This window comes from Cellulomonas sp. SG140 (assembly GCF_025770785.1).
Taxonomy (GTDB): Bacteria; Actinomycetota; Actinomycetes; order Actinomycetales; family Cellulomonadaceae; genus Cellulomonas.
Window position 1 is genome coordinate 129386 of sequence record NZ_JANZLA010000007.1, and the last position, 21723, is coordinate 151108.

Genomic DNA, 21723 nt, shown 5'->3' on the forward strand with positions numbered 1-21723 from the left:
CTCGGCGAGAGTGCCGATAGCCCAGTCATGGGGGACTGGGAAGTTCGGCGGTGGCGGCGGTACGGCAAGGACCGGTTGTACGTCCACGACGGCGACGGCGCCGCGGTGGGCTGGCGGGACCTGCTGACGGGCGAGGACCACATCGATGCTCCAGAGCATGCCGATGAGTTCCGCGCAGCGGTGGAGGTCTGGCAGGCGAACCAGGGCAACGACCCGGCGGCTGTGTCGCCGCCGTCGCGGTCACACGTGGCACCACAGGAGGCGGTGACCGCGGCACCCGTCGAGACCTCACCGGCGCGTGCGGTCAAGGCGCCGACCGTGGATCCCGAGCCGTCAATCCCAGTGGCTCCGCCGATGTGGGACGACCTGGCTGCCCATCGCGCCGGCGAGATGGCCCGGCAGCAGGCCGTCGCGCTGAAGCAGGCCGCGCCGGTCCGGACCTTCGTCGCCCGGGTGTTTGGTGTGCACACCGACGAGCGGGCGTGGCGCATCGGTGCGAACGGTGAGGAGAAGGTCGCGGCCAGGCTCGCCAAGCTTGCGAAGAAGGACCCTCGCTGGAAGTTCCTGCACGCCATCCCGGTCGGGGAGAACGGCTCGGACATCGACCACCTGGTCATCGGGCCGGGCGGCGTGTTCAGCCTCAATTCCAAGCACCACCCCGGTGCTCGGATCTGGGTCCGGGACAACGCCTTCCGGGTGAACGGTCAGCAGCAGCCGTACATCCGCAACTCCCGGCACGAGGCCCTTCGAGCCGGCCGCTACCTGACCGCGGCCTGCGGCTTCCCGGTCGAGGTCACCGGGATCGTCGTCCCCGTCGGTGCCGACGACCTCACCATCAAGCAGCAGCCCGCGGACGTCGTCGTGGTCAACCGGATGGCGCTGGCCGCTTGGCTGCGCCGCCGTCCCGACCTCCTGGAGGAGCCGACGGTCGACGCCATCTTCGAGGCGGCGCGGCGTTCGACCACGTGGCGGCCCCGAGGCTGAGGGGCTCCACAGTGCACGGACGCCGGTCGCAACCACTGGCGGCACCCGACGTCTGACGACCCGCCTGGAACAACCACGTCCTGCAGGAGCGCGGCATCATCGTCCACGCCACTGTGCGGGCGGTCCCGGGCCGGGTGAAGGTCACCTGGCCGGGCATCGAACCGCGAACCGTCTTCGTCGACACCGGTCACCCGTCTGGCACCTATGCCGTCGGCGACGTCGTCGAGGTGCAGTCGGAGCCGGAAAGAACCACGGCCGGTAGCTCGGCGTCGTGGCCGTACCGCTGCCCGACCAGCTCGGCCCGGTCGATCGCGTCGACCGCGGAGAGGACGTCACCGAGCCGGTAGCGGTCTGATCGACTCACAGCGGCACTGCCTCGGCGAGCGCCGATTCGGCGACGTGCGGCGCCAGCGCGTCGGCCGGGGCGACGTCGACACGCTCCCCGAGGAGCGCTGAGAGGTCGTCGGCGATCGCGGCGAGCGGGAGCAGGCCGCGTGTCCGCACGTGGAGGTCCACGAGCAGGTCGACGTCGGAGTCCGGGCCGTCCTCACCGCGAGCGACCGACCCGAACACCCGCACGTTCGAGGCACCGTGCCGGTGAGCGACGCGGCGAACGCGCTCGCGGTTGGCGCGCAGCTTCGCCATCCGGGGTGTGCGTACGTCGAGGTGGCGGGGGGCGGCGGCGGCGCTCAGCTCCAGGCGCGCTCCCATCGCCGCGAGGAGCCGGTCGAGCGTCTCGACCGATGGTGAGCTGGCGCCCGCCTCGTAGCGCGAGACCGCCGGCTGAGACGTGCCGGCTCGTGCCGCCAAGGCGCCCTGACTGAGGCCCGCGGCCTCGCGGCTCGTCCGGATCAGTGTGGCGGCGTCCATGGCAGGAGCATACTGCTACCGGTATAGAACGAACGGCTCCACGGGCGTGAACACGCCACCCTCTGCATGTCGTCGGCCGGCCAGGACGCAAGCTCGCGCGCGTCGGCCCAGAGCGCAGGGCCGACCGGCTGTCTCTTCACCCGAATGCCGGGGCGTTGCAGTGGCTCCGAAGCTCCCGACGCGGCCAGCATGGGTCCCCGTGACCCGCGGAAGCGCTGAGGCCGGCATGCTCCCTGCCACCCAGACCGGTGACCTGCGTCTGGGTCATCTGCTGGCCGCGACCGGGCTGGATCTCGACGAGGTCGTGGTAGTGCGCCACACCTACACGGCGGACGGTCTCCGGTCCTCAGAGGACCTGACCCCGGAGAAGGTGCTCGAGTACACGCGGTGGCAGGGCGTCGGAAACAAGGTGAGCAAGAACCCGCCGCGGTACTGGCTCGTCTTCATGGCCGAGGGCGGTCGGCGCTCACGCCTGCACGTCGTCTACGAGAACCTCGGCGAGGACCTCGACCAGCGGACGCCGACGATGCGGTGCTTCAACCTCCGACCGTCTGACCTGCTGTCCTCCCTGACCCGTCGGCTCGTGGTCGAGTGGTCCAAGGACGCCGTGAACTGGGCCAAGACCGGGGCGGTCGCATCGGGCTTCGGTGTGCTGGAGATCGCCGACCCCACGGTGGTGCCCTTCCCCGGGTTCGACGACCTTGTGCTCACCTATGGCGAGCTGCAGGACGTGGTCGACGACTCCCGGTACGCGTCCTGGCGCACGGCGCTGGGCGCCGTCCAGGGCATCTACCTGATCACCGACACCAGTACGGGCCAGGTCTACGTCGGCAAGGCGGACGGCGCCGAGCGGATCCTGGGTCGCTGGACCACCTACGCACGCGACGGCCACGGCGGCAACGTCGCACTTCGTGAGCTGGCCCGGGTCGACCCGAGCCATCCGCGGCACTTCCATTTCAGCATCTTGCGCGTCTTCGGTCCCAGCGTCCCCAAGGCCGAGGTCGACCTGGCCGAGTCCCACTTCAAACGGGCGCTGCTCAGCATCCGATTCGGCCTGAACCGGAACTAGTCGCGGGTTGCCAAGGCCGCCCGCCGTTCTTGGCGTTCCTGGCTCGCGGCGATCAATGCGACAGAGGGAGTTGACGATGGTCTCCGGTGAAACAGCGGATTTCCCCGACGTCGATCCCCGATTCGACATCATGCCGAGACACCTCCTCGGTCCGTTCTGGTCTCTGAGGATGGTCGACCGGACGACGGGGCAGGAGGTTCAGATCACAGGTGGCGCCTTCCTGACGGGGTATGGCTCCGTGCGTCGCGCTGCCAAGTACGCGTCCCGCCTCTACCTGTCGCGACAGGAGCGGTGGAACCGCGAGGACCGTTAGTCGGGCGCGCACGCATCGGCGGTGACGCCGCCGACTGGTTACCGACGGAGGGCCGCCTGCTCCGTGGCCGACGCATGGTGCTTCACCAGCGGAGCGGTCGAGGAGCATGTGCGACGCACTCGCGCGACCTTCTCGGCTCTCGGGGAATTCACAGGCTGCGGCGCCACGATTCGGCGGTCACTTCCGGTGGGGGCGAGAGGTAGGCAAGTGGCTGACGCGGCAGGTGCTCCGATCCTCGAGGTCGACGGTCTCGTCGTGCGGTACGGGTCGTACACCGCGGTCGACGGTCTGAGCCTCAGCGTCGGGCGCGGTGAGATCTTCGGGCTGCTCGGGCCGAACGGCGCGGGCAAGACGAGCACGCTCTCGGCGATCGAGGGGCTGCTGAACCCCGCCGCCGGGGCGGTCACGGTGGTGGGCCACCACGCCGCCACCGAGCCGCTGGCCGTCCGCGCCCTCATCGGCGTCCAGCTGCAGGCGTCGAGCTTCCAGGCGGAGCTGACACTGACCGAGATCCTGCGCCTGTACTCGGGGCTGTACGGGCTCACGCTGTCCGCCGACGAGCTGAGCCAGCGGCTCCGCCGGGCCGGCCTGGCGGACGAGGCGAACAAGCGCTACAAGCAGACGTCCGGCGGCCAGCAGCAGCGCTTCTCGCTGCTCGTGGCCATGCTGCACGACCCACCGTTGCTGCTGCTCGACGAGCCGACCTCCGGCCTGGACCCGCAGGCCCGCCGCCAGCTGTGGTCGCAGATCGAACGGGCGCGCGGCGAGGGCGGGTCGATCCTGCTGACCACCCACTCGATGGAGGAGGCGCAGGCCGTCTGCGACCGGGTCGCGATCATCGACCACGGCACGCTGGTCGCACTCGGCACGCCCGCCGAGCTCGTCGCCCAGCACCGCACCGACCCACGGGTGCTGCGCGCCGCGCACGGCGAGGTCACGCTCGAGGACGTCTTCATCGGCCTGACGGGGGACGAGATCCGTGACTGAGACGACCCTCCTCGAGCCGCCGCCCGTCGGCCTCGCGCTGCGCACGCTGCTGCGCGCCGACGCCACGGTGCTGCTGCGCAACCGGCAGGCGCTGCTGCTCTCGATCGTGCTGCCGGTCGCGATGCTGTTCATCACCGGCGCCGGGGGCAACGGACGGCGTCAGGTCCTGGAGCCCGGGTACCTGATCGGCCTCTCCATCACCTACGGGCTCATGGCGGCCGGCCTGTTCGGGTACCCGATGGCCGTCGCACGGGACCGCGAGTCCGGGGTGTTCCAGCGGATGCGCGTGACGCCGGTGCCGATGTGGACCGTCTCGGTGAGCCGGATCGCGGTACAGCTGGTGCTCTCGCTGGTCATGTCGCTGGTCGTCCTGGCGCTCGGCGGCGTGCGTCACCACCTGACGTTCGGCCCCTCGAACTGGCTCCTGGTCCTGGTGGTCTCGTTGCTCGGCGCGCTCGTGTTCCTGGCGATCGGGCAGGCGATCGTCGGTCTGACCACCACCTCGGGCCAGGTCAACGCGTTCAGCCGGGTGCTGTTCGCGCTGCTGCTCGTCGTCGGCTTGGTCGGCTCCTCCGGCCTGCTGGGGACCACGTTCAAGACGATCGCCGGCTGGACTCCCGTCGGCGGCCTGTCCAACCTCTTCAGCGCTGCGACCGGCAGCGTCGCGTGGGGTTCCGACCAGGTGATCGGGCTCGTCGCGTCGGTCCTGTACGCCGTCGTGTTCGGGTTCATCGGCGTCCGGTGGTTCCGTTGGACGGTCCGCTGACGTTCTCAAGAGGTGCGGACGGCGGCGCCGGGCCATGATCGATCGATGGCTCGTGTGCGGGGGGACACGCCGGAGGACCGGCATGCCCGTGCACGGACGTCGGTGTGGATGCGCTCCGGTGTCCCGACCGCCAGCAGACGAGGAGACGGGTCGTGGACTCGCTGAGCTTCACGGCGGCCCTCGACGGCGTCCCCTCCAGCCGCAGGTGGGTGGTGGCGTGGGCTCGTCGTGCCGGTTGTCCGGAGGCCTGCGTCCGCACCATCGCCCTGCTGACCACCGAGGCGGTGACCAACGCGGTGCGGCACGGGCCCGACGGGGGGACGGTGACAGTCGCGGTGTCGCAGGTGCGGGGGCAGTGGCGGGTGGCCGTGACGGACCAGAGCCGTGGGCGGCCGGTGGTCCGGGACGTCGAGCCGTGGGCGCTCGGCGGCCGCGGCGTCATGCTGATCGACCGGCTGGCGGCCGCGTGGGGGGTCGACGGCGGGCGCGGCGGGGTCAAGACGGTGTGGTTCCGCGTCGCCTGCGAGGACTGAGACGGCGGCCTCGCGGCCGTCGGACGATGCGGCCGTCAGACGACGCGACCGTCAGACGAAGTGGGCGCCCACACCCTGTGCCGCGGCGCCGCGGCCCCGGCCCGGCGAGCTCGTCGCCACCCGGCACACGGCCAGCACGTCGAGCACCAGCTCGGCGGCTGCCACGACCCGCACGGGGTGTGGGATCCCGTCGTACAGCGCCACCAGCCAGCTGACCCCGGCGGCGGTGAACAGCGTCACGCCGCACAGGTCGACGTGCACGGGCCGGTCCAGACCGGCCACCAGCTCGATCATCGACGCACCGGCGTCCGAGAAGTACTCGTCCACCTCGCCGGCAAGGGAGAGCGGGACGCGGTCGGCGTCCCAGGAGACCGTGGCGGTCGCTCCGGAGACAAAGGTCAGCGCAGCGCTGGAGTCGTCCATCTCGACGCCCTTCGCGGGCCACCGGGCCCGCCGTACTGGGGTTCATCGAGGACGGTCCGCGCAAACCGCGCGAGCTCAGAGAGCCGACGACCTGCCCAGGGCCACACGGTTCGCCCCGAACCGCAAGGCCGGTGGAGGTGAACCGGCCGTCGGCGACCCCGAGACCGGGTGGCCCCGGGGTCGCCGCGCCGGTCAGACCCAGAAGGGCCGCAGCCGCTCCGCCAGGCGTCGTCCCTGGTCGTGGCCTCCGCGTGCGGCCTGCAGGCGGGTCGACGGGTCGAGGGCGTTCGCGTCGAACACGTCACCTGCGCCGGCGTCGGGGAACACGGTCTCCACCTCGCTGCCACCGGCTCGCAGCTCCTCGATCTGCGAGGCGAGGTCCATCCGCCACGCCGCCGGCATCCGGGACCTGCCACTGAACGGCGACAGCACCAGCACCCGCCGGTACCCGGCCGCGAGGTCGGCGTTCTCGCTGCGCCGGTAGCCACCGTTGAGGTAGCGACGGTCGCCGATCGGGTAAGGCACCATCGCCGACGTGCTGGCGGCCACCGCGTCGACCAGGTCCACGCCGCTGTCCCGGTCGAACGCCACGGGTTCACCGGTGCGGGCGTCGACCGCGACCAGCAGCACCCGCTGCCGCGGCCAGTCGACGCTCGGCAGGCGGGCGGCGACGACGTCGCGCCAGCGCGCGCCCGCGGCGCCGTCGGACGCGTCCCGCTCGAGCGCCGCCGCGCCCATGCGACGGCGCATGTCCGCGGCGTCGGTGGCCGAGGCGATGACGGCGCCGGACCAGTCGAGGTAGCCGGCGCCGGAGACGCCCCGGGCAGGGCCGTTGCCCGCACCGACCCCGGGGCCGGCACCGTTCCCGGGGCCCGCGCCGTTCCCGGGAACGGACCCCGCGCGGCCGCGAGCGTCCGGGACGGGTGGAGCGTCGACGATCGCGGCGTACAGCTCCGCGGGGCGGGTGCCGGCCGTGATCTGGGCCGCGACGGTGGCGCCGGACGACGTCCCGACGACCAGGTCGGCCACCGTGACGTCGATGCCGACATCGGCCAGCCCGGCGATGACGCCGATCGCCCAGGCATTGCCTGCGGCACCGCCGCCGGCGACGACGAGCGCCCGCCCGGCAGCCGGCGGACGGGGGGACGAAGAGGAGGAAGCTGTGTTCATGGGAGTCGCCTCTCGGGAGATGCCTGGCGGGCGCTCCCGGCACGACTAGCGCAGCTGCGCGGTCGCCGACCTCGAGGGAGCACCCGATGGGGGTACTGCCGACATGGGTGTCACCTCCTGCCGATCGGTCACCGCCGTCGGGACGTCCATGCGCCGACGACGCGGTCCGCGGACCGCCCGCCCACTATCGCCGCCGGCGGGCGCTCCCGTCCACCGAATTGAGCTCACCGCGTGGACGTCGCACCGAGCGCGCCCGCGGCGTCGTCCGCCTGCGCAGCCGTGGGGAAGGTGAAGGTCACGGAACCGTTGGTGATCGGGGCCTTGATCACGGGAGCGGCGACGACCTTGCCGTCAAGCACCATGGCCACCTGCTTGTTCACCTGACCGGCGGTGAGGGCGTGCAGCGTGGTCGTGTCCGTGGGACCGAACGTGACGACGACGGACGGGCCGGCGGCCTGCGTCTGCCGGACGACCGACCTGGGCGTGACGGTGTCCAGCGGTGGGCCCAGCACGTAGGTGGTGCTGCCCGCCAGGTCGCAGGCGCTGCCGGCGACGTCGGCCGTGAGGGGCGGCGCGTTGCACGGGCCCCGGGTGGACGAGGTCACCAGGCGCAGGTCGAGGGGGTAGCTGGCCGGGTTGGCCTGGACGTTCGCGATCCCGCACCCGGACGCGAGCGACACGGCGGTGAGCAGCAGGGCGGTGCGGACGACGTGCTGGGTGCGCATGGTCCGAGCCTGCACCGGTCCGCGGCATCCTGCCCGGGGGCGGATCTCCCCGGCCGAGCGCCGTCCCTACGCGGTGACCAGGGAGTCCAGCTGGGCGGCGTTGGTCGCGACCACGCCGGCCGACTCGCGCAGCAGGGCGCTGACGTGGGCCGAGCTGGTGGCGCCGTCGGCCACCGCGGCCACCCCGGAGCTCATCTCGCTGGCGACGGCCGTCTGCTCCTCCACGGCGCTGGCGAGCGCCGCCTGCTGCAGCTCGATCTCGTTGATCAGCTTCAGGATGTCCGTGATCGCCTTCTCGGCGTCGGTGCTGTCCGCCTGGATGGCGCCGATCATCTCGGTGATCTCCGCCGCGGCGGTCCGGGTGCGGCCGGTCAGGTCCTTGACCTCGTTGGCCACCACGGCGAACCCCTTGCCGGCCTCGCCGGCGCGGGCGGCCTCGATCGTCGCGTTCAGCGCGAGCAGGTTGGTCTGGTCGGCGATCGCGGAGATCAGCTTGGTGACGGCGCCGATCCGGTCGCTCGACTCACCGAGCTTGGCCAGCCGCTCGTTGGCCACCCCGGCGATGCGGACGGCGTTGGCCGTGCCCTTCGAGGCGGCGGCGGCGCCGACGGCGATCTCCCGGATGCTGGCGGACATCTGCTGCGAACCGGCCGCGACCGCGTCGGCGCGGTTGGACACGTCCGCGGAGACGGCGGCGATCTGGTCGCTCAGCTCGGTCAGCGAGCCGGAGGAGCTGAACAGCTCACCGGCCACCGACTTGGTCACCCGGGCGTTCTCGGTCGCCTCGGTGTCGTCGGCCCAGACGACGACGAATCCGTCGGCCAGGCGGTCCACCGTGGTGCGCGCCGAGGCGCGACGCCCGGCCTCCTCGACGGTGACCACCCGGGTCACGGGGAAGGCCTTCTCGTGGGCGATGATCGAGGCGAGCTCCTTGCGCAGCGCCGGCATCACCGCGTCGCCACGCTGCGCGGCCACCCGGGCCGCCAAGGTGTCGGCCGCCCGGTTGCGGGCGACGATCTTGCCCTCCGCGTCCGTCACCAGGATGGCGGCCGGCGCGGCGAGGAACACGTCGAAGGCACCCGCGCGGATGAACTGGGCATCGAACCCGTTCGACGACGACGTGGCGCGGGACCGGCGGCGGAACATGGCGACCCTTCGGTAGGCGTGACCTCTGCTTCGTCTATCGGCAGCAGCTGGTGGGTGCTGAGAAGTTGCAGAGTGTGTAAAGTTGCACAGCCTGCAACGCGGTGATGCCGCGGTGAGCGGGCTCCCAGCCCACGAGAGAGTCGGTCCCGTCGTGCCCCACGCAGCTCCCGCACGGCCCGCAGGTACGTCTGCGGCCCCCGTCATGACCCAGCGGCAGATCATGCTGGTGATCTACGCGCTCATGGCGGGCATGTTCCTGTCGTCCCTCGACCAGACGGTGGTCGGCACGGCGATCCGCACCATCGGCGACGACCTGCACGGCCTGAACCAGCAGGCGTGGGTCACGACGGCCTACCTGATCACGTCGACCATCGCGACGCCGATCTACGGCAAGCTCTCCGACATCTTCGGCCGGCGGCCGCTGTACATCTTCGGCCTGGCCGTCTTCATCCTCGGGTCGTTCCTGTCGTCGTTCTCGACCTCGATGATCATGCTGGCCGCGTTCCGGGCCTTCCAGGGCATCGGCGCCGGCGCACTGATGTCCGTGCCGCTGGCGATCATGGGCGACATGCTGGCGCCGCGGGAGCGCGCCAAGTACCAGGGCTTCTTCCTGGCCGTGTTCGGCGTCTCCGCCGTCGTCGGCCCGCTGATCGGCGGCGTGTTCGCCGACGCCTCGCGCATCCTGTTCATCGCCGGCTGGCGCTGGGTGTTCCTGATCAACGTGCCCGTCGGCATCGGGGCGATGTTCATGGTGCTGGCGTTCCTGCACCTGCCGAAGTTCCACAAGACCACGTCGCCGCGCATCGACTGGTGGGGCGCGTCCGCCGTCGTCGTCACCCTGGTCCCGCTGCTGCTGGTCGCCGAGCAGGGCCGCGAGTGGGGCTGGACCTCGGCGTCCTCGATCACCTGCTACGTGATCGGTGTGGTGGGCCTGGTCGGGTTCCTGGTGGCCGAGACGATCATGAAGGCGGACGCGATCATCCCGCTGCGCCTGTTCCAGTCGTCCACGTTCTCCATGTCGACCGTGCTGGGCTTCCTGGTCGGCTTCGGCATGTTCGGCGCGATGCTGACCCTGCCGCTGTACCTGCAGCTGGTCACCGGCCTGACCCCCACCGAGTCGGGCTTCGCGACGCTGCCGATGGTCGGCGGCCTGATGATCGCCTCGGTCGGCTCCGGGCAGGCGATCGCGCGCACCGGCAAGTACCGGATCTTCCCGATCACCGGGACCCTGGTGACCGCCGGCGGCTACCTGGTGCTGACGTTCATGACCGTCGACCGGCCGCTGTGGTTCCTGATGATGGCGATGTTCTTCATCGGCCTGGGCTTCGGCCAGCTGATGCAGTCCCTCACGCTGGCGACCCAGAACGCGGTGGACGTGACGGACATGGGCGTCGCCACGAGCTCGGCGACGTTCTTCCGGCAGATCGGCGGCACGCTCGGCACCGCCGTGCTGCTCTCGGTGCTGTTCGCGCTGATGCCCACCAAGGTCAGCGGCGCGATGCAGAACAAGGCCGACCTCACCAGCGCCCTGGACGCCGCGCTGACCCCGTCGGTCGCCTCCGCACCGGCCAACCAGGGTGTGATGAACCAGCTCTGGAACCCGATCGTCACCCCGGTGAAGGCGCAGGTGCAGACGGGTCTCGACCAGGGCACCGCCGCCGCGACGCAGGCCGCGGACGCGGCCGTCACGCAGCAGGTGACCGCGGCCGTCCAGGCGCAGGTCGCCGCCGGCGCTCTGCCGGCCGCGCGGGCGCAGGCCGTGATCGACGCCCAGGTCGCGGCGGCCAAGCCCGCGGCCGAGCAGAAGGCGCTCGCGGCGGCGGCCCAGCAGGCCGGCGTCACGGTGGCCGACGGCAAGCTCGCCGTCGACTACACCGACGCCACGCAGCGCGGTGCGGTGGTGGACAAGGTGGTGCCGACGATGATCGACCAGCTGAAGAGCTCGTCGGCCCCGTCGACCTCGTCGTCGAGCACGGCCGACACGTCCTTCCTCAAGGGTGCCGACAAGCGGCTGACCAGGCCGTTCCTCGTCGGCTTCAACGACTCGGCGGTGGCCGTCTACTGGGTGGGCCTGGGCGTGATGCTGCTGGCGTTCGTCCTCACCTGGTTCTTCAAGACGCCGCCGCTGCGGCAGCGCTCGGCGCTGCAGGAGCGGGCCGACGCGCTGCAGACGGCCGACGACCTCGAGGTCGACGCGATCGACGCCGCGGTCGGTGCCGGGGCCCCGACGGGACCCGGTGGCGGAACCGTGCACACGCACCGGGCATGATCAGCGTGACGGGGACCCCGGCGTCCGGGGTCCCCGCGGCCCGGCCCGACGAGGAGGAGGCGCCGTGAACCATCCAGCAACGGCCGTCCCGGCCGCACCGGGACTGGACCGGCCCTGCTCGCTGCGGGAGCAGAAGAAGCAGCAGACGCGCCACGCGATCCACGACGCGGCCTGCAGGCTGGTGATGGAGCGCGGCCTGCCGCACGTCACGGTTGCGGACATCTGCGCCGCGGCGACCGTCTCCGAGCGGACCTTCTTCAACTACTACCCGTCGAAGGCGGCCGCCGCGCTCGGCCTGCCGGACACCGCCCTCGCGGCGCGGGACGAGGAGCGGTTCCTCGCCGCGCACGGGCCCCTGGTGGACGACGTGTGCGTGCTGGTCGCGGACACCGCCGAGCTGCACGACCACGACCTGCCCCGGCTGCGCGAGCTGATCCGGCTGGAGCCGGACCTGCTGACCGCCGTGAAGCAGTGGACCGTCAGCCTGCGCAAACGGATCATCGAGCTCGCCGAGCAGCGCACGTCGCCCGAACGCGCCCGGCTGGCCGTCGCGCTGGTGTTCGCGGCGCTGCTGCTGCACGCCGACGGTGGGTACACCTCGCACCCGCCGACCGCGCGAGAGCTGCGGGAGACGGTCGCGCGCCTGGTCGCGGTCGGGGCGGAGTCGGAGGACTCCTTCGCCGCCGACCTGGCGCCGGCGCTGGTGCCGGGCGCCGCTCGCTGAGCACGGGCGGCAGCTCGGTGGCAGCGGAGGGCCGATGTTCTGGGTGGTGATGACGGTGGTCGCCGCGACCATCACGGTGGCCTACGCGGTCATCGGCCGGTACGGGGAGCGTTGGGGCATCTCGGTGGAGCGCACGCGTCGGTTCCGCACCTCGAGCTGGCTCGCCGCGGGGTGGACCGCCGTCTGCGTCGGTCACTTCCTGGTCGGCCGCTGATGGCCAGCGGCCTCCTCATGCGCATCCACAGCCCCGAGTTCACGGCGATGAGCGAGCGCGTGCTCGAGGCGACCCGGCTGACGTCCCTGCTCAACGTGCTGCCGTTCGACGACGACGCCGGCAAGGCGCAGCTGTTCGAGCAGATCCTCGGCCGGCCGCTGCCGGCGCGCGTCACCGTCTACCCGCCGTTCTTCACCGACCACGGGCTGCACCTCGAGCTCGGTGAGCGGGTGTTCGTCAACCAGAACTGCACGTTCCTCGACTACGCCGGCATCCGGCTCGCCGAGCGGGTGATGGTGGCGCCGAAGGTCACGTTCATCACCGTGGGACATCCCGTCGACGTCGACGACCGCCGGGTGTGGCTGACCGGCGGGCCGATCGACGTGGCGGAGAACGTGTGGATCGGTGCGGGGGCGACGATCCTGCCGGGGGTCAGCATCGGCCGGGACTCGGTGATCGCCGCCGGCTCCGTCGTCGCGGAGGACGTGCCGGCCGGGACGCTGGTGGCCGGCCCCAAGGCGGGCGTGCGACGCCGCTGGGAGTGATGGCCGCCGGCGCGCCGGGGCGTCGTCGGCTCAGGCGGTCGGTACGGCCGCACTTCGTGGCCACAGCGCCGTGGCGCCCACCGTCGCAGCGGCGGCGACCACCGCGAGCACCAGCGCCGCACCACGCAGCCCCGCGGCGCCGAGCCAGCCCGCCAGCGGGTAGGTGACCAGCCAGCAGGCGTGCGACAGGGAGAACTGCGCGGCGAACACCGAGCGCCGTTCGCCGGCGGGAACGTGCCGCACGATCAGCCGGGCGATGGGCACCTCCGCGGCCGCCCAGCCGGCACCGACCGCCAGCCACAGCGCGCCGACGGCGACCAGTCCCGCGGTCCGCGCCTGGATGCCGAGCGCGAGCGGCACCGCGAACGTCGCCACGGTGAGCAGCACCGCCCCGCCGAGCATCACGGCGCGCTCCGACCGCCGGCGCAGCACCGCCGGCAGGGCGAGGGCCGTCGTCATCGACCCCAGGCCGTTGACCGCCAGGAGCAGGGCCACCACGTCGTTGCTCTGCCCGAAGGTGTCGCGCGCGATCACCACCGTCTGCACCAGGACGAACGCGCCAGCCGCCGCCACGGCCAGGTTCAGCGCGAGCGCCGGACGCAGGCCCGGGGTGTGGGCCATCAGGAGGGCGCCGTGGCGGACGCGGGCGCCGAGCGGCAGCTCCTCGAACGGCGTGCCCTCGTCCGCAGCCGCCGGGGTGGCCGCACGCGGGATGACGACGGACACGATCAGCACCGCCGAGGCCGCGAACCCCAGCCCGGTCCCGACGAACAGCGTGTGCGTCGACACCACCAGCAGCAGGGCCGCGGCCAGCATCGGGGACAGCACCATCTCCAGGTCGTCGGCCAGCCGGGAGAACGACAGCGCCTGCGTGTACTCGTGCTCGCCGGTCACCACGTCGGGCAGCGCGGACTGGAACGTCGGGGTGTGCACGGCGGACGCCGCCTGCAGCACGAACACCAGCACGTAGATCTGCCACACCTGGCCGGCGAACGGCAGCGTGAGGGCGACGACGGCCCGCAGCACGTCGGCCGTGACCATCACCGACCGCCGGGGCAGCCGCGCGACCAGGGCGGTCGCCACCGGCGCGAGCACCACGTAGGCGACCATCTTGATGCCGAACACGGTCCCCAGCACCGCACCGGCCCGACGGCCGGCGAGGTCGTGCGCCAGCAGCCCGAGGGCGACGGTGGCCAGGCCGGTGCCGAGCAGGGACACCACCTGCGCCGTCAGCAGCCGCCGGTAGGCGGCGTTGCGCAGCACGGGTCCGATCGGCGAGGGCACCGGGTGATGCTACGGACCGCCCGGCGCCCCGCACCGCGCCGTCCGGGCGCCGGCGAGCAGCCCGTCCCGAGTCACGCCGGCCGGCGGCGCCGCGCCAGCGCGTCGATGGTGACGGCCGCGATCAGCACCACGGCGGTGACGGTGTTCTTGGCGGCGGCGCTGAACCCGAGCAGGCCCATGCCGTTGTCGATGGCGGCGATGACGAACCCGCCGAGCACCCCGTGCACCACCTTGCCGCGGCCGCCGAACAGGCTGGTGCCGCCGATCACCGCACCGGCGATCCCGTACAGCACAAGCGTGCCGCCCTGGATCGAGGTGGAGATCGACCGCAGCCGGGAGGCGTAGACCACGCCGGCGATCCCGGCGGTCAGCGAGCACAGGACGAACGAGAGGATGCGCACCCGCACCAGGTGCACCCCGGCCCGCCGGGCGGCCTCCGCGTTGCCGCCGATCGCGTAGACGTACAGGCCGAACCGCCGCCGCTGCAGCAGGTACGCCCAGACGAACAGCACGCCCAGCACCAGCAGCACCACCCACGGCAGGCCGCGCACCTGCGACAGCACCCCGCGGTTGGTGTTGGCCAGCAGCACCAGCGCCACCCCGGCCACCAGCCCGGCAACGATCTTGGCGGCGGTCAGAGTGGCGGGCGCCGCGGCGAGCCCCAGCTCGCGGCGCCGGGCGTCCCGCCTCCAGGCGACCACGCCGAACGCGGCGACGGCGACCAGCATCACCACCCACCCGAGCAGCGGCGACAGGGTGGCGCTGGCGATGCCGTTGACCACGCGGTCCTGGATGAGGATCGCGCCCCCGGACCCGAGGACGAACAGCATCACGCCCTGCCAGAACAGCTGCCCGCCGAGCGTCACGACGAACGACGGCAGCCCCACCCGGGCGAACAGCGTCCCCTGCAGCAGCCCGATCAGGGCCGCCGCCGCCAGCGCCGCCAGGATCGCGGCCCACCAGGGCCAGGCGACCTGCGGCTGCACCAGCCACGCGACCACCACCGCCGAGATCCCGGCCACGAAGCCGGCCGACAGGTCGATCTCGCCCAGCAGCAGCACGAACACCTCGGCCATGCCGAACAGGGCGAACACCGCCGCCTGCACCAGGAGGTTCACCAGGTTCCCCGCGGTGAGGAACCGCGGGTTCAGGCTCTGGAACACGATGGAGACGAGCACCAGGCCGCCGATCACGGGCAGCGCGCCGGTCTCCCCGCCGACGATCCGACGCCAGGTCAGCCGCAGGTAGTCGGCGGTGCCGATGCGTTCGGTCCGCACCTGCACGGCGGTCGCGCCGGCCGGGGGGACGTCGTGCTCGCGGGTGGTCATGGCTGCCTCCGTCCGGTGCCGACCTCACGGTCCGAGGTGCCGGTGGTCATGAGGTCGACGAGGACGCGCTGGTCGATGCGGTCGCGGGTGCGCACGTCGACGATGCGGCCCTGCCGCATCACGGCGATCCGGTCGGACACCTCGAGCACGTCCAGCAGGTTGTGCGAGATGAGCAGCACGGCGTGGCCGCGCTGCGCGAGCGTGCGCACCAGGTCGAGCACCATGCGGGTCTGGGCCACGCCCAGCGCGGCGGTCGGCTCGTCCATGATCACCAGCCGCGACTCCCACAGCACGGCCTTGGCGATGGCGACGGACTGCCGCTGCCCGCCGGACAGGGACGCCACGCGCTGGCGCACCGAGCTGACCGTGGTGACGGCCAGCTCGGTCAGCGTCTGGGCGGCTGCCTGCTCCATCGACACGTCGTCGAGCTGTCCACGCCGCACGCGTTCGCGACCGAGGAACATGTTCTGGACGATGTCGAGGTTGTCGCACAAGGCGAGGTCCTGGTACACGGTCTGGATCCCGAGCGCGGCGGCGTCACCCGGCCCGCGCAGGTGGACCGGGTGACCCTCCCAGAGCAGCTCGCCGCCGTCCGGGGGGTAGATCCCGGCGACGCACTTGATCAGCGTCGACTTGCCGGCCCCGTTGTCGCCGGCGAGGGCGGTGACCGTCCCCGCCGGCACGTCGAGGTCGACGTCGACCAGTGCGCGCACCGGTCCGAACGACTTGGAGACCCCCCGCAGCGCGAGCAGCGGGGGGCCCTCGGTGGCCAGGTCTGGCATCACTTGATCCCGGCGGCCGTGCAGGCGGAGGCGACGTCGCCCGCGCACAGCTTGTCGACGGTGACCGCACCGTCCTTGACGACGGTCGACGCCATGTTGGACGTGGTCACCCAGATCGGCGTGGTGTAGACGGACGCCACGTCGGTGTTGGTCTGGGTGTCCTTGGTGGTCGAGTTCACCAGCGAGGTCGGCGGGGTCGCCCCGGCGCGCAGGTACAGCGCCAGTGCGGCGGCTGCCTGGGCCTCGAGGTAGATCGGCTTGTACACCGTGCCGCACTGGTAGCCGGTCAGGATGTTCTGCAGCCCCGGCAGGGACGCGTCCTGCCCGGTGGTCGGGAACTTCTTGCCGGCGACGCCCTTGCCCTTGAGGATCGAGACGACGGCGTTCGCGTTGTCGTCGTTGGGCGTGATGACCGCGTTGATCTCCGGGTGGGCGGTCAGCTGCTGCTCGAACGTCGTCGCGGCCTGCTGCGGGTCCCACGTACCGGCGGGCTCACCGACCTTGACGTAGCTGCCGTCGTCGAAGTGCGACTTGAGCACGCCGTTGTACCCCTGGGCGAACAGCGAGGCGTTGTTGTCGGTCGGGTCGCCGTCCATCACCAGGACGTTCGGCTTGGTCACGGACCAGTCGGAGACGCACTGCACCAGCCCCTTGCCGATCAGGGTGCCGACCTGCACGTTGTCGAAGCTGACGTAGAACCGCCCCGACGGGCCGCCCTTGACCAGGCGGTCGTAGTCGATCACCTGCACGCCGGCCGCCTTGGCGCTCGCCTCGATCGCGGCGCCGCTGCCGGAGTCGAGCGGGTCGACCAGCAGCACCGACGCGCCGGCGTTGATGTCCGCCTCGGCCTGCGTCTGCATGGTGGACGTGCTACCGCCGGCGTTGTCGATCTTGAACTGCGAGCTGGTCAGCCCGGCCGCCTCGAACGCCTTCTTCAGGTACGGCGCGTCGTACTGCGTGTACCGGGTGGAGGTCGTCGTGTCCGGCAGGAGGACGCCGATGATGCCCTTGCCGCTCGAGGCGAGGCCCTTCAGCTGGCTCATCACCGAGAAGTCGGCGGTGAACGACGCCGCGTCGATCTGCGGGACCGCGCCGGACGTGCCGCTCGCCCCGCCCGTGGAGGCCGAGGAGGTGCCGCCACCACCTCCTCCGGAGCTGCACCCGGCGAGCACCAGCGCCAACGCTGCCGCTGAACCTGCCAACCGCCATCTGCGAACCGACGACATCGTCGTCCTCCCTCGGCTGTCCGAGGCGGGTCGGTGTGGCGAGCGTGTGCCGGTATCCCTGCTGATGGGCGGCAGGACGAACCGGCGCAATGACCGACCCGTCGGGGGTTGACACCCCCTAAACCACTGTGCTAGCCCCGGCGGATCGCATATGCAAGACCTGACGGATGTCCGTTCTGCGTCATTTCGCTGTGCATACGCCCAGCGAAAGTCCCGGTCGGGATCCCCGGCGGCGGCTGTGGGCCGCCCTAGCATCGCGCCGTGAAGGTGCTGCTGCTCGAGGACGACCCCGAGCTGGCCCCGGAGCTGGCCGCGGGCCTGCGCCGGCACGGCTTCGTCGTCGACCAGGTGGGCACGTGCGCGGACGCGGACCTGCAGGTCGCGGTCAGCCCGTACGACTGCCTGGTGCTGGACCGCCGGGTGCCGGACGGCGACGGCCTGGCGCTGATCGAGCAGTGGCGCGCCCGCGGCATCGCCACCCCGGCGCTGGTGCTGACCGCACGCGCGGAGGTGGCGGACCGCGTCGACGGCTTCGAGCGCGGAGCCGACGACTACCTGGTCAAGCCCTTCGCGCTCGCCGAGCTCGTCGTCCGGGTACGCACCCTGGGTCTGCGCGTCCGGGAGTCGAGGCCGCGCGTGCTGCGCGCCGCGGGGCTCGAGCTGGACGTCGCCCGGCACCGGGTCACGCTCGACGGGGTGCTGCTGACGCTGAGCGCCAAGGAGTTCGCCGTGCTGGAGGTGCTGCTGGAGCACGCGGGCGACGTGGTGCGCCGCGGTGAGCTGGTCGCACGGTGCTGGGACGAGCTGAGCGAGCCGGGGTCCAACGTGGTGGACGTGCTGGTCGGCCAGCTGCGGCGCAAGCTCGGCTCGGCGGAGCTGGTGGAGACGGTGCGGGGCGTCGGCTACCGGCTGGCCGCCCAGCCGCCCGTCGGGTGAGGACCGTCAGCCCGGCCGTGCGCCGGATCCGCACGATCCGCTGGACCACCACGGCGGTGTTCGCAGCGACGACCGCCCTGTGCCTGGCGGTGCTGGTGGTCATCGCCCTCCGGATCGACACCACGTCGCGCGTGCGTTCGCTCGACGCGGGGCTGCGCTCGCAGGCGAGCAGCCTCGCCGAGGTGATCGGCTACGCGGACGGCACCTTCGACCTGTCGTGGCTCGACACCACCCGGGACGTGCGGACCGCACCCGTGGTCGGAGTGGTCACCCCCGAGGAGATCGCCTACGCCGCACCCGACCAGTCGGCACTGCCGGCTGATGCCGAGCTGCGGCGGGTGCTCGCGGACCTGGGCTCGCACCCCGGGGTGACGGTCTTCGTCGTCCCCGGCGTGAACGGTGAGGAGGCGCACTGGGCGGCGGCCTCCCTGCTGGCGGCGTCGGCGCACGGCGTCACCACCGGCGCGATCGTCGTGGTGGGCGGACCGCTGGACGGCGGTGCCGAGCACAGCCGGCTGGCGCTGGGGCTGGTGGTCACGGCCGCCGCGCTGGTGGTGGCGGCGGCGCTGCTGGGGCACCTGGTGTCGGGCTTCGCGATGCGGCCGGCGGTGCGGGGGCTGGCCGAGCAGGAACGGTTCCTGCTCGAGGCGTCCCACGAGCTGCGCACGCCGCTGACCGTGCTCGGGGTGATCCTCGACGACGCGGCCCACCCGGGTGGGGCCCCGGACGCGCTGGTGCGCGCCCGACGGCAGGTCGACCGGCTGGCCACCGTCACCTCCGCGCTGCTGCTGCGTGCGCGGGCGAGCAGCGGCGCGGCGCCGGTGACCCTCGAGCCCCTGCACCTCGGCCAGCTCGTCGAGGCGGCCGTCGCGGAGACCGGCGCGGACGTCCGGCTGCACACCGAACCGACGGTGGTCAGCGGCAACCCCGAGCTGATCGCGCAGGCCGTCCGCAACCTGGTGGACAACGCCGTGCGGCACGGGGCGCCGCCGATCGCGGTCACGGTCCGGGACGGGGCGGTCGAGGTGACGGACGGCGGTCCCGGCATCCCGCCGCGGCTGCGTCGGCGGATCCGTCGACCGGGCGTGAGCCGCGGGGACGGCACGGGGACGGGGCTGGCGATCGTCGAGTGGGTGGCGCGCACCCACGGGGGGACGCTGACGCTGGACGACGCACCCGCCGGAGGGCTGCGTGCCCGGCTGACGTTCGACGACGGCCCTCATCGTCCGCTCATGAGGCGCCGCCCACACTGAGCACATGACCTCGGTACGCGTTCTGGCGGCGGCGACGATCGTCGCCGCGGCTGCGGCTCTCACCGGGTGCAGCGCCGGCACCGGCGGCTCCTCCGCCGGCCCGTCGGCCGCACCCACCACCCCGGCGGCGGCCGGTGCGTCGGCATCGCCCTCCGCGGCCCCGACCGCGCCCGTCGGCACGGGCCCGTCGGCCGCACCGACGCCGTCCGGCTCGTCGGACGCCCTGCGCTCGGACCGCTGCACCGCCTCGGCGCTCACCGCCTCGTTGGCGCAGGGCGGTGCCGCCGCGGGCAGCGTCATGCCGTCGCTGGTGCTGACCAACACCGGTCCGCAGCGCTGCACGCTGCAGGGCTTCCCGGGCGTCTCGTTCGTCGGCGACGGCACCGGCACCCAGATCGGCGCCGCCGGCACCTTCGAGACGTCGAGCCCGCACGGCACCGTGACCCTGGACCCCGGCAAGACCGCCCACGCGCCGCTGCGGATCGCCCGGGCCGAGAACTACCCCGCGGAGACGTGCCAGCCGGTCCCCGCCGACGGTCTGCGCGTGTACCCGCCGGGGTCCACCGAGGCGCTTTTCGTGGCGACGTCGGGGCTGACGGCATGCCGCAGCACCCAGGTGCAGCTGATCTTCGTCCAGGGGCTGCTGCCGGGCAGCTGAGACGTAGCGCTCCGGACGGCCGTCAGTGCGCCGCCGCGAACCCCGTGATGTCCGTGTGCAGCGTCTCCGCGAGGCTCGACAGGCCGCCGTGGCCCGACAGAGCCTGCTGGATGCCACCGACCTGGTCGTTCATCGCGGAGATCACCTCGGTGATCTGACCGATGGCGGCGACCGCCGCCTCCGCCGCGTCGTGCGCCGCGGCCACCTGGGCGGAGATGTCGTCGGAGGATCGGCCCGTCTCGTCGGCCAGGGACTTGACCTCGGCGGCCACGACGGCGAAACCGCGTCCGGCGTCACCCGCGTGCGCCGCCTCGATCGTCGCGTTCAGCGCCAGCAGCCGCGTCTGGTCGGCCACGCCCTTGATCAGCCGCACCGCGGCGGAGATCTGCGCCGACGACTCCTCGAGCGCGGCGACGACGGCCAGCGCCGCCTCGGCCTGCGTCGCGCCGGCGTGCGCGGCCTCGGCCAGTGCGTCGGCGGACGCGCCCAGCTCGGTGGACGCGGCCGCGACCTGGGTGGACACCTCGACGGCCTTGTCCACCATCGCCTCGCGGGTGGCCGACTGGGCCTCGATCTCGTCGGCCGCCGCCGCCATCGCCTGGCGGGCCCGGTCCGACAGCTCGGCGCCGGACCGCAGGGAGCCGACCATGCCGCGCGTCAGGAAGGCGCGATGGAACCGACCCTCCGCCGCGGCCGTCAGCGACGCCGCCGACTCCCGGACGTAGGCGTCCATCAGGTCGAGCGCCCGGTTCCAGGCGTCACGCAGCTCGGCCCGCTCGGCGCCGGGCAGCGGGGGCACCCGGACGTCGAGGTCGCCCTCGGCCGCCCGCCGGGCCACCTCCAGCAGCAGCCGCTCTGCCGTGCGCGCCTCGGTCAGCGCCGGCTCGTGCTCGGCCACGGTCGCACCGCCGCGTGCGCGCCTCATCGCACGACCCCCGCGGTCGCAGCAGGGGCGCCCGAGATCAGGCCCCACACCAGCTCCTCGTACGACTGCCCGTGCGCCGCCAGGTGCGCGTCGAGCAGCGCGCCGGATGCCGCCATCGCCGCGGCCGGCGTCGGGTGCCGCAGCTCCTCGGCGCGCAGCGTCGCGTAGAGCCGCGAGATCTCCCGGACGGCCGCCCCGTCGGGCAGGCGTCGGTTGGAGTGGTAGCCGATCAGCCGGCCGTCCCGGTACGACGGGGTGACGTGCGCCAGCACCCAGTAGTGGGCGCCGTCGGCCGCCAGGTTGTCGATGTAGGCGAAGATCTCCTGCCCCGAGCCGATGGTGTCCCACAGCAGCTTGAACACCACGCGCGGCATGTCCGGGTGCCGCACGATCGAGTGCGGCTTGCCCAGCAGCTCGGTCTCCGCGTACGCCGAGACCCGCACGAACACCGGGTTGGCGTAGGTGATCCGCCCCTGCGGATCGGTCTTGGAGACGATGATCTCGTCGACGCCGAACGTCCGTTCCACGCCGGTGGGCGTGACCGCCGATGGCCGCACTGTGTCCTTCTCGGGTCAGGGACTGTCAGGGACCGC

Annotated in this window: 24 protein-coding genes; 12 read left to right on the plus strand and 12 right to left on the minus strand. The window is 72.6% G+C overall.

Annotated elements, in window-relative coordinates; all coding sequences use genetic code 11:
• Positions 1-27: 27 nt before the first annotated feature.
• On the plus strand, positions 28-984 hold the full coding sequence (locus N0B34_RS13720) for a nuclease-related domain-containing protein (RefSeq protein ID WP_263731968.1): 957 nt from the start codon (positions 28-30) through the stop codon (positions 982-984).
• A gap of 202 nt (positions 985-1186) precedes the next feature.
• On the opposite strand, the gene N0B34_RS13725 is transcribed toward N0B34_RS13720, so the two are convergent.
• Together N0B34_RS13725 and N0B34_RS13730 are read right to left on the minus strand one after the other, a co-directional pair.
• The gene (locus N0B34_RS13725; RefSeq protein ID WP_263731969.1) at positions 1187-1348 is read right to left on the minus strand and encodes a hypothetical protein; all 162 of its coding nucleotides are present in this window, start codon (positions 1346-1348) and stop codon (positions 1187-1189) included.
• Entirely contained in the window at positions 1345-1854 is a 510-nt protein-coding gene (locus N0B34_RS13730; protein WP_263731970.1) for a helix-turn-helix domain-containing protein, read from the minus strand. The genes N0B34_RS13725 and N0B34_RS13730 overlap by 4 nt, the downstream gene beginning before the upstream one ends.
• A gap of 226 nt (positions 1855-2080) precedes the next feature.
• On the opposite strand from N0B34_RS13730, the gene N0B34_RS13735 reads away from it, so the two are divergent.
• From N0B34_RS13735 to N0B34_RS13750, 4 genes are all read left to right on the plus strand, one after another.
• Positions 2081-2923, plus strand: coding sequence for a GIY-YIG nuclease family protein (locus tag N0B34_RS13735; RefSeq protein WP_263731971.1), 843 nt, complete (start codon positions 2081-2083; stop codon positions 2921-2923).
• A 520-nt stretch (positions 2924-3443) separates the two neighbouring features.
• Complete coding sequence (locus tag N0B34_RS13740; protein ID WP_263731972.1) at positions 3444-4223, plus strand: ABC transporter ATP-binding protein; 780 nt, start codon at positions 3444-3446, stop codon at positions 4221-4223.
• Entirely contained in the window at positions 4216-4989 is a 774-nt protein-coding gene (locus N0B34_RS13745; RefSeq protein ID WP_263731973.1) for an ABC transporter permease, read from the plus strand. The genes N0B34_RS13740 and N0B34_RS13745 overlap by 8 nt, the downstream gene beginning before the upstream one ends.
• A 152-nt stretch (positions 4990-5141) precedes the next feature.
• A complete protein-coding gene (locus N0B34_RS13750) occupies positions 5142-5522 on the plus strand; it encodes an ATP-binding protein (protein ID WP_263731974.1) in 381 nt (126 codons plus the stop codon).
• Positions 5523-5573: 51 nt separating this feature from the next.
• On the opposite strand, the gene N0B34_RS13755 is transcribed toward N0B34_RS13750, so the two are convergent.
• The 4 genes from N0B34_RS13755 to N0B34_RS18060 form a co-directional block, all read right to left on the minus strand.
• Complete coding sequence (locus N0B34_RS13755) at positions 5574-5945, minus strand: hypothetical protein (RefSeq protein WP_263731975.1); 372 nt, start codon at positions 5943-5945, stop codon at positions 5574-5576.
• A gap of 192 nt (positions 5946-6137) precedes the next feature.
• The gene (locus N0B34_RS13760) at positions 6138-7115 is read right to left on the minus strand and encodes a patatin-like phospholipase family protein (protein ID WP_263731977.1); all 978 of its coding nucleotides are present in this window, start codon (positions 7113-7115) and stop codon (positions 6138-6140) included.
• 224 nt (positions 7116-7339) lie between these two features.
• Positions 7340-7840 (minus strand): SecDF P1 head subdomain-containing protein, encoded by a 501-nt coding sequence (locus N0B34_RS13765; RefSeq protein ID WP_263731978.1) that lies wholly within the window; start codon positions 7838-7840, stop codon positions 7340-7342.
• A gap of 66 nt (positions 7841-7906) precedes the next feature.
• Entirely contained in the window at positions 7907-8986 is a 1080-nt protein-coding gene (locus N0B34_RS18060) for a methyl-accepting chemotaxis protein (RefSeq protein ID WP_318529992.1), read from the minus strand.
• Between the two features lie 202 nt (positions 8987-9188).
• On the opposite strand from N0B34_RS18060, the gene N0B34_RS13775 reads away from it, so the two are divergent.
• From N0B34_RS13775 to N0B34_RS13790, 4 genes are all read left to right on the plus strand, one after another.
• Positions 9189-11255: an MDR family MFS transporter gene (locus N0B34_RS13775; RefSeq protein ID WP_263731979.1), complete on the plus strand. Its 2067-nt coding sequence runs from the start codon at positions 9189-9191 to the stop codon at positions 11253-11255.
• 64 nt (positions 11256-11319) lie between these two features.
• On the plus strand, positions 11320-11979 hold the full coding sequence (locus N0B34_RS13780) for a TetR/AcrR family transcriptional regulator (protein WP_263731980.1): 660 nt from the start codon (positions 11320-11322) through the stop codon (positions 11977-11979).
• Positions 11980-12013: 34 nt separating this feature from the next.
• Positions 12014-12193, plus strand: coding sequence for a hypothetical protein (locus N0B34_RS13785; protein ID WP_263731981.1), 180 nt, complete (start codon positions 12014-12016; stop codon positions 12191-12193).
• On the plus strand, positions 12193-12738 hold the full coding sequence (locus N0B34_RS13790) for a sugar O-acetyltransferase (protein ID WP_263731982.1): 546 nt from the start codon (positions 12193-12195) through the stop codon (positions 12736-12738). Before N0B34_RS13785 ends, N0B34_RS13790 begins: the two co-directional genes overlap by 1 nt.
• A 30-nt stretch (positions 12739-12768) precedes the next feature.
• On the opposite strand, the gene N0B34_RS13795 is transcribed toward N0B34_RS13790, so the two are convergent.
• The 4 genes from N0B34_RS13795 to N0B34_RS13810 form a co-directional block, all read right to left on the minus strand.
• On the minus strand, positions 12769-14022 hold the full coding sequence (locus N0B34_RS13795) for an MFS transporter (protein WP_263731983.1): 1254 nt from the start codon (positions 14020-14022) through the stop codon (positions 12769-12771).
• Positions 14023-14093: 71 nt separating this feature from the next.
• A complete protein-coding gene (locus N0B34_RS13800) occupies positions 14094-15350 on the minus strand; it encodes a sugar ABC transporter permease (protein ID WP_263731984.1) in 1257 nt (418 codons plus the stop codon).
• Positions 15347-16132, minus strand: a complete 786-nt coding sequence (locus N0B34_RS13805; RefSeq protein WP_263731985.1) for an ATP-binding cassette domain-containing protein — start codon at positions 16130-16132, stop codon at positions 15347-15349. Before N0B34_RS13805 ends, N0B34_RS13800 begins: the two co-directional genes overlap by 4 nt.
• Positions 16132-17358 carry a sugar ABC transporter substrate-binding protein gene (locus N0B34_RS13810; protein ID WP_263731986.1) on the minus strand — a complete coding sequence of 409 codons (1227 nt, stop codon included), beginning with the start codon at positions 17356-17358 and terminating at the stop codon, positions 16132-16134. Before N0B34_RS13810 ends, N0B34_RS13805 begins: the two co-directional genes overlap by 1 nt.
• Positions 17359-17619: 261 nt before the next feature.
• Here N0B34_RS13810 and N0B34_RS13815 point away from each other — a divergent pair, with 261 nt between their 5' ends.
• Genes N0B34_RS13815 through N0B34_RS13825 form a run of 3 tightly spaced genes read left to right on the plus strand, consistent with a single transcriptional unit; the run spans position 17620 to position 20205 of the window.
• Entirely contained in the window at positions 17620-18294 is a 675-nt protein-coding gene (locus N0B34_RS13815; RefSeq protein WP_263731987.1) for a response regulator transcription factor, read from the plus strand.
• Entirely contained in the window at positions 18291-19547 is a 1257-nt protein-coding gene (locus N0B34_RS13820) for a sensor histidine kinase (protein WP_263731988.1), read from the plus strand. Before N0B34_RS13815 ends, N0B34_RS13820 begins: the two co-directional genes overlap by 4 nt.
• Positions 19548-19551: 4 nt before the next feature.
• A complete protein-coding gene (locus tag N0B34_RS13825) occupies positions 19552-20205 on the plus strand; it encodes a DUF4232 domain-containing protein (protein ID WP_263731989.1) in 654 nt (217 codons plus the stop codon).
• Positions 20206-20227: 22 nt separating this feature from the next.
• Here N0B34_RS13825 and N0B34_RS13830 read toward each other — a convergent pair whose 3' ends face one another.
• Entirely contained in the window at positions 20228-21130 is a 903-nt protein-coding gene (locus N0B34_RS13830; RefSeq protein WP_263731990.1) for a methyl-accepting chemotaxis protein, read from the minus strand.
• Positions 21127-21657, minus strand: a complete 531-nt coding sequence (locus N0B34_RS13835; RefSeq protein ID WP_263731991.1) for a PAS domain-containing protein — start codon at positions 21655-21657, stop codon at positions 21127-21129. Before N0B34_RS13835 ends, N0B34_RS13830 begins: the two co-directional genes overlap by 4 nt.
• Between the last annotated feature and the right edge of the window lie 66 nt (positions 21658-21723).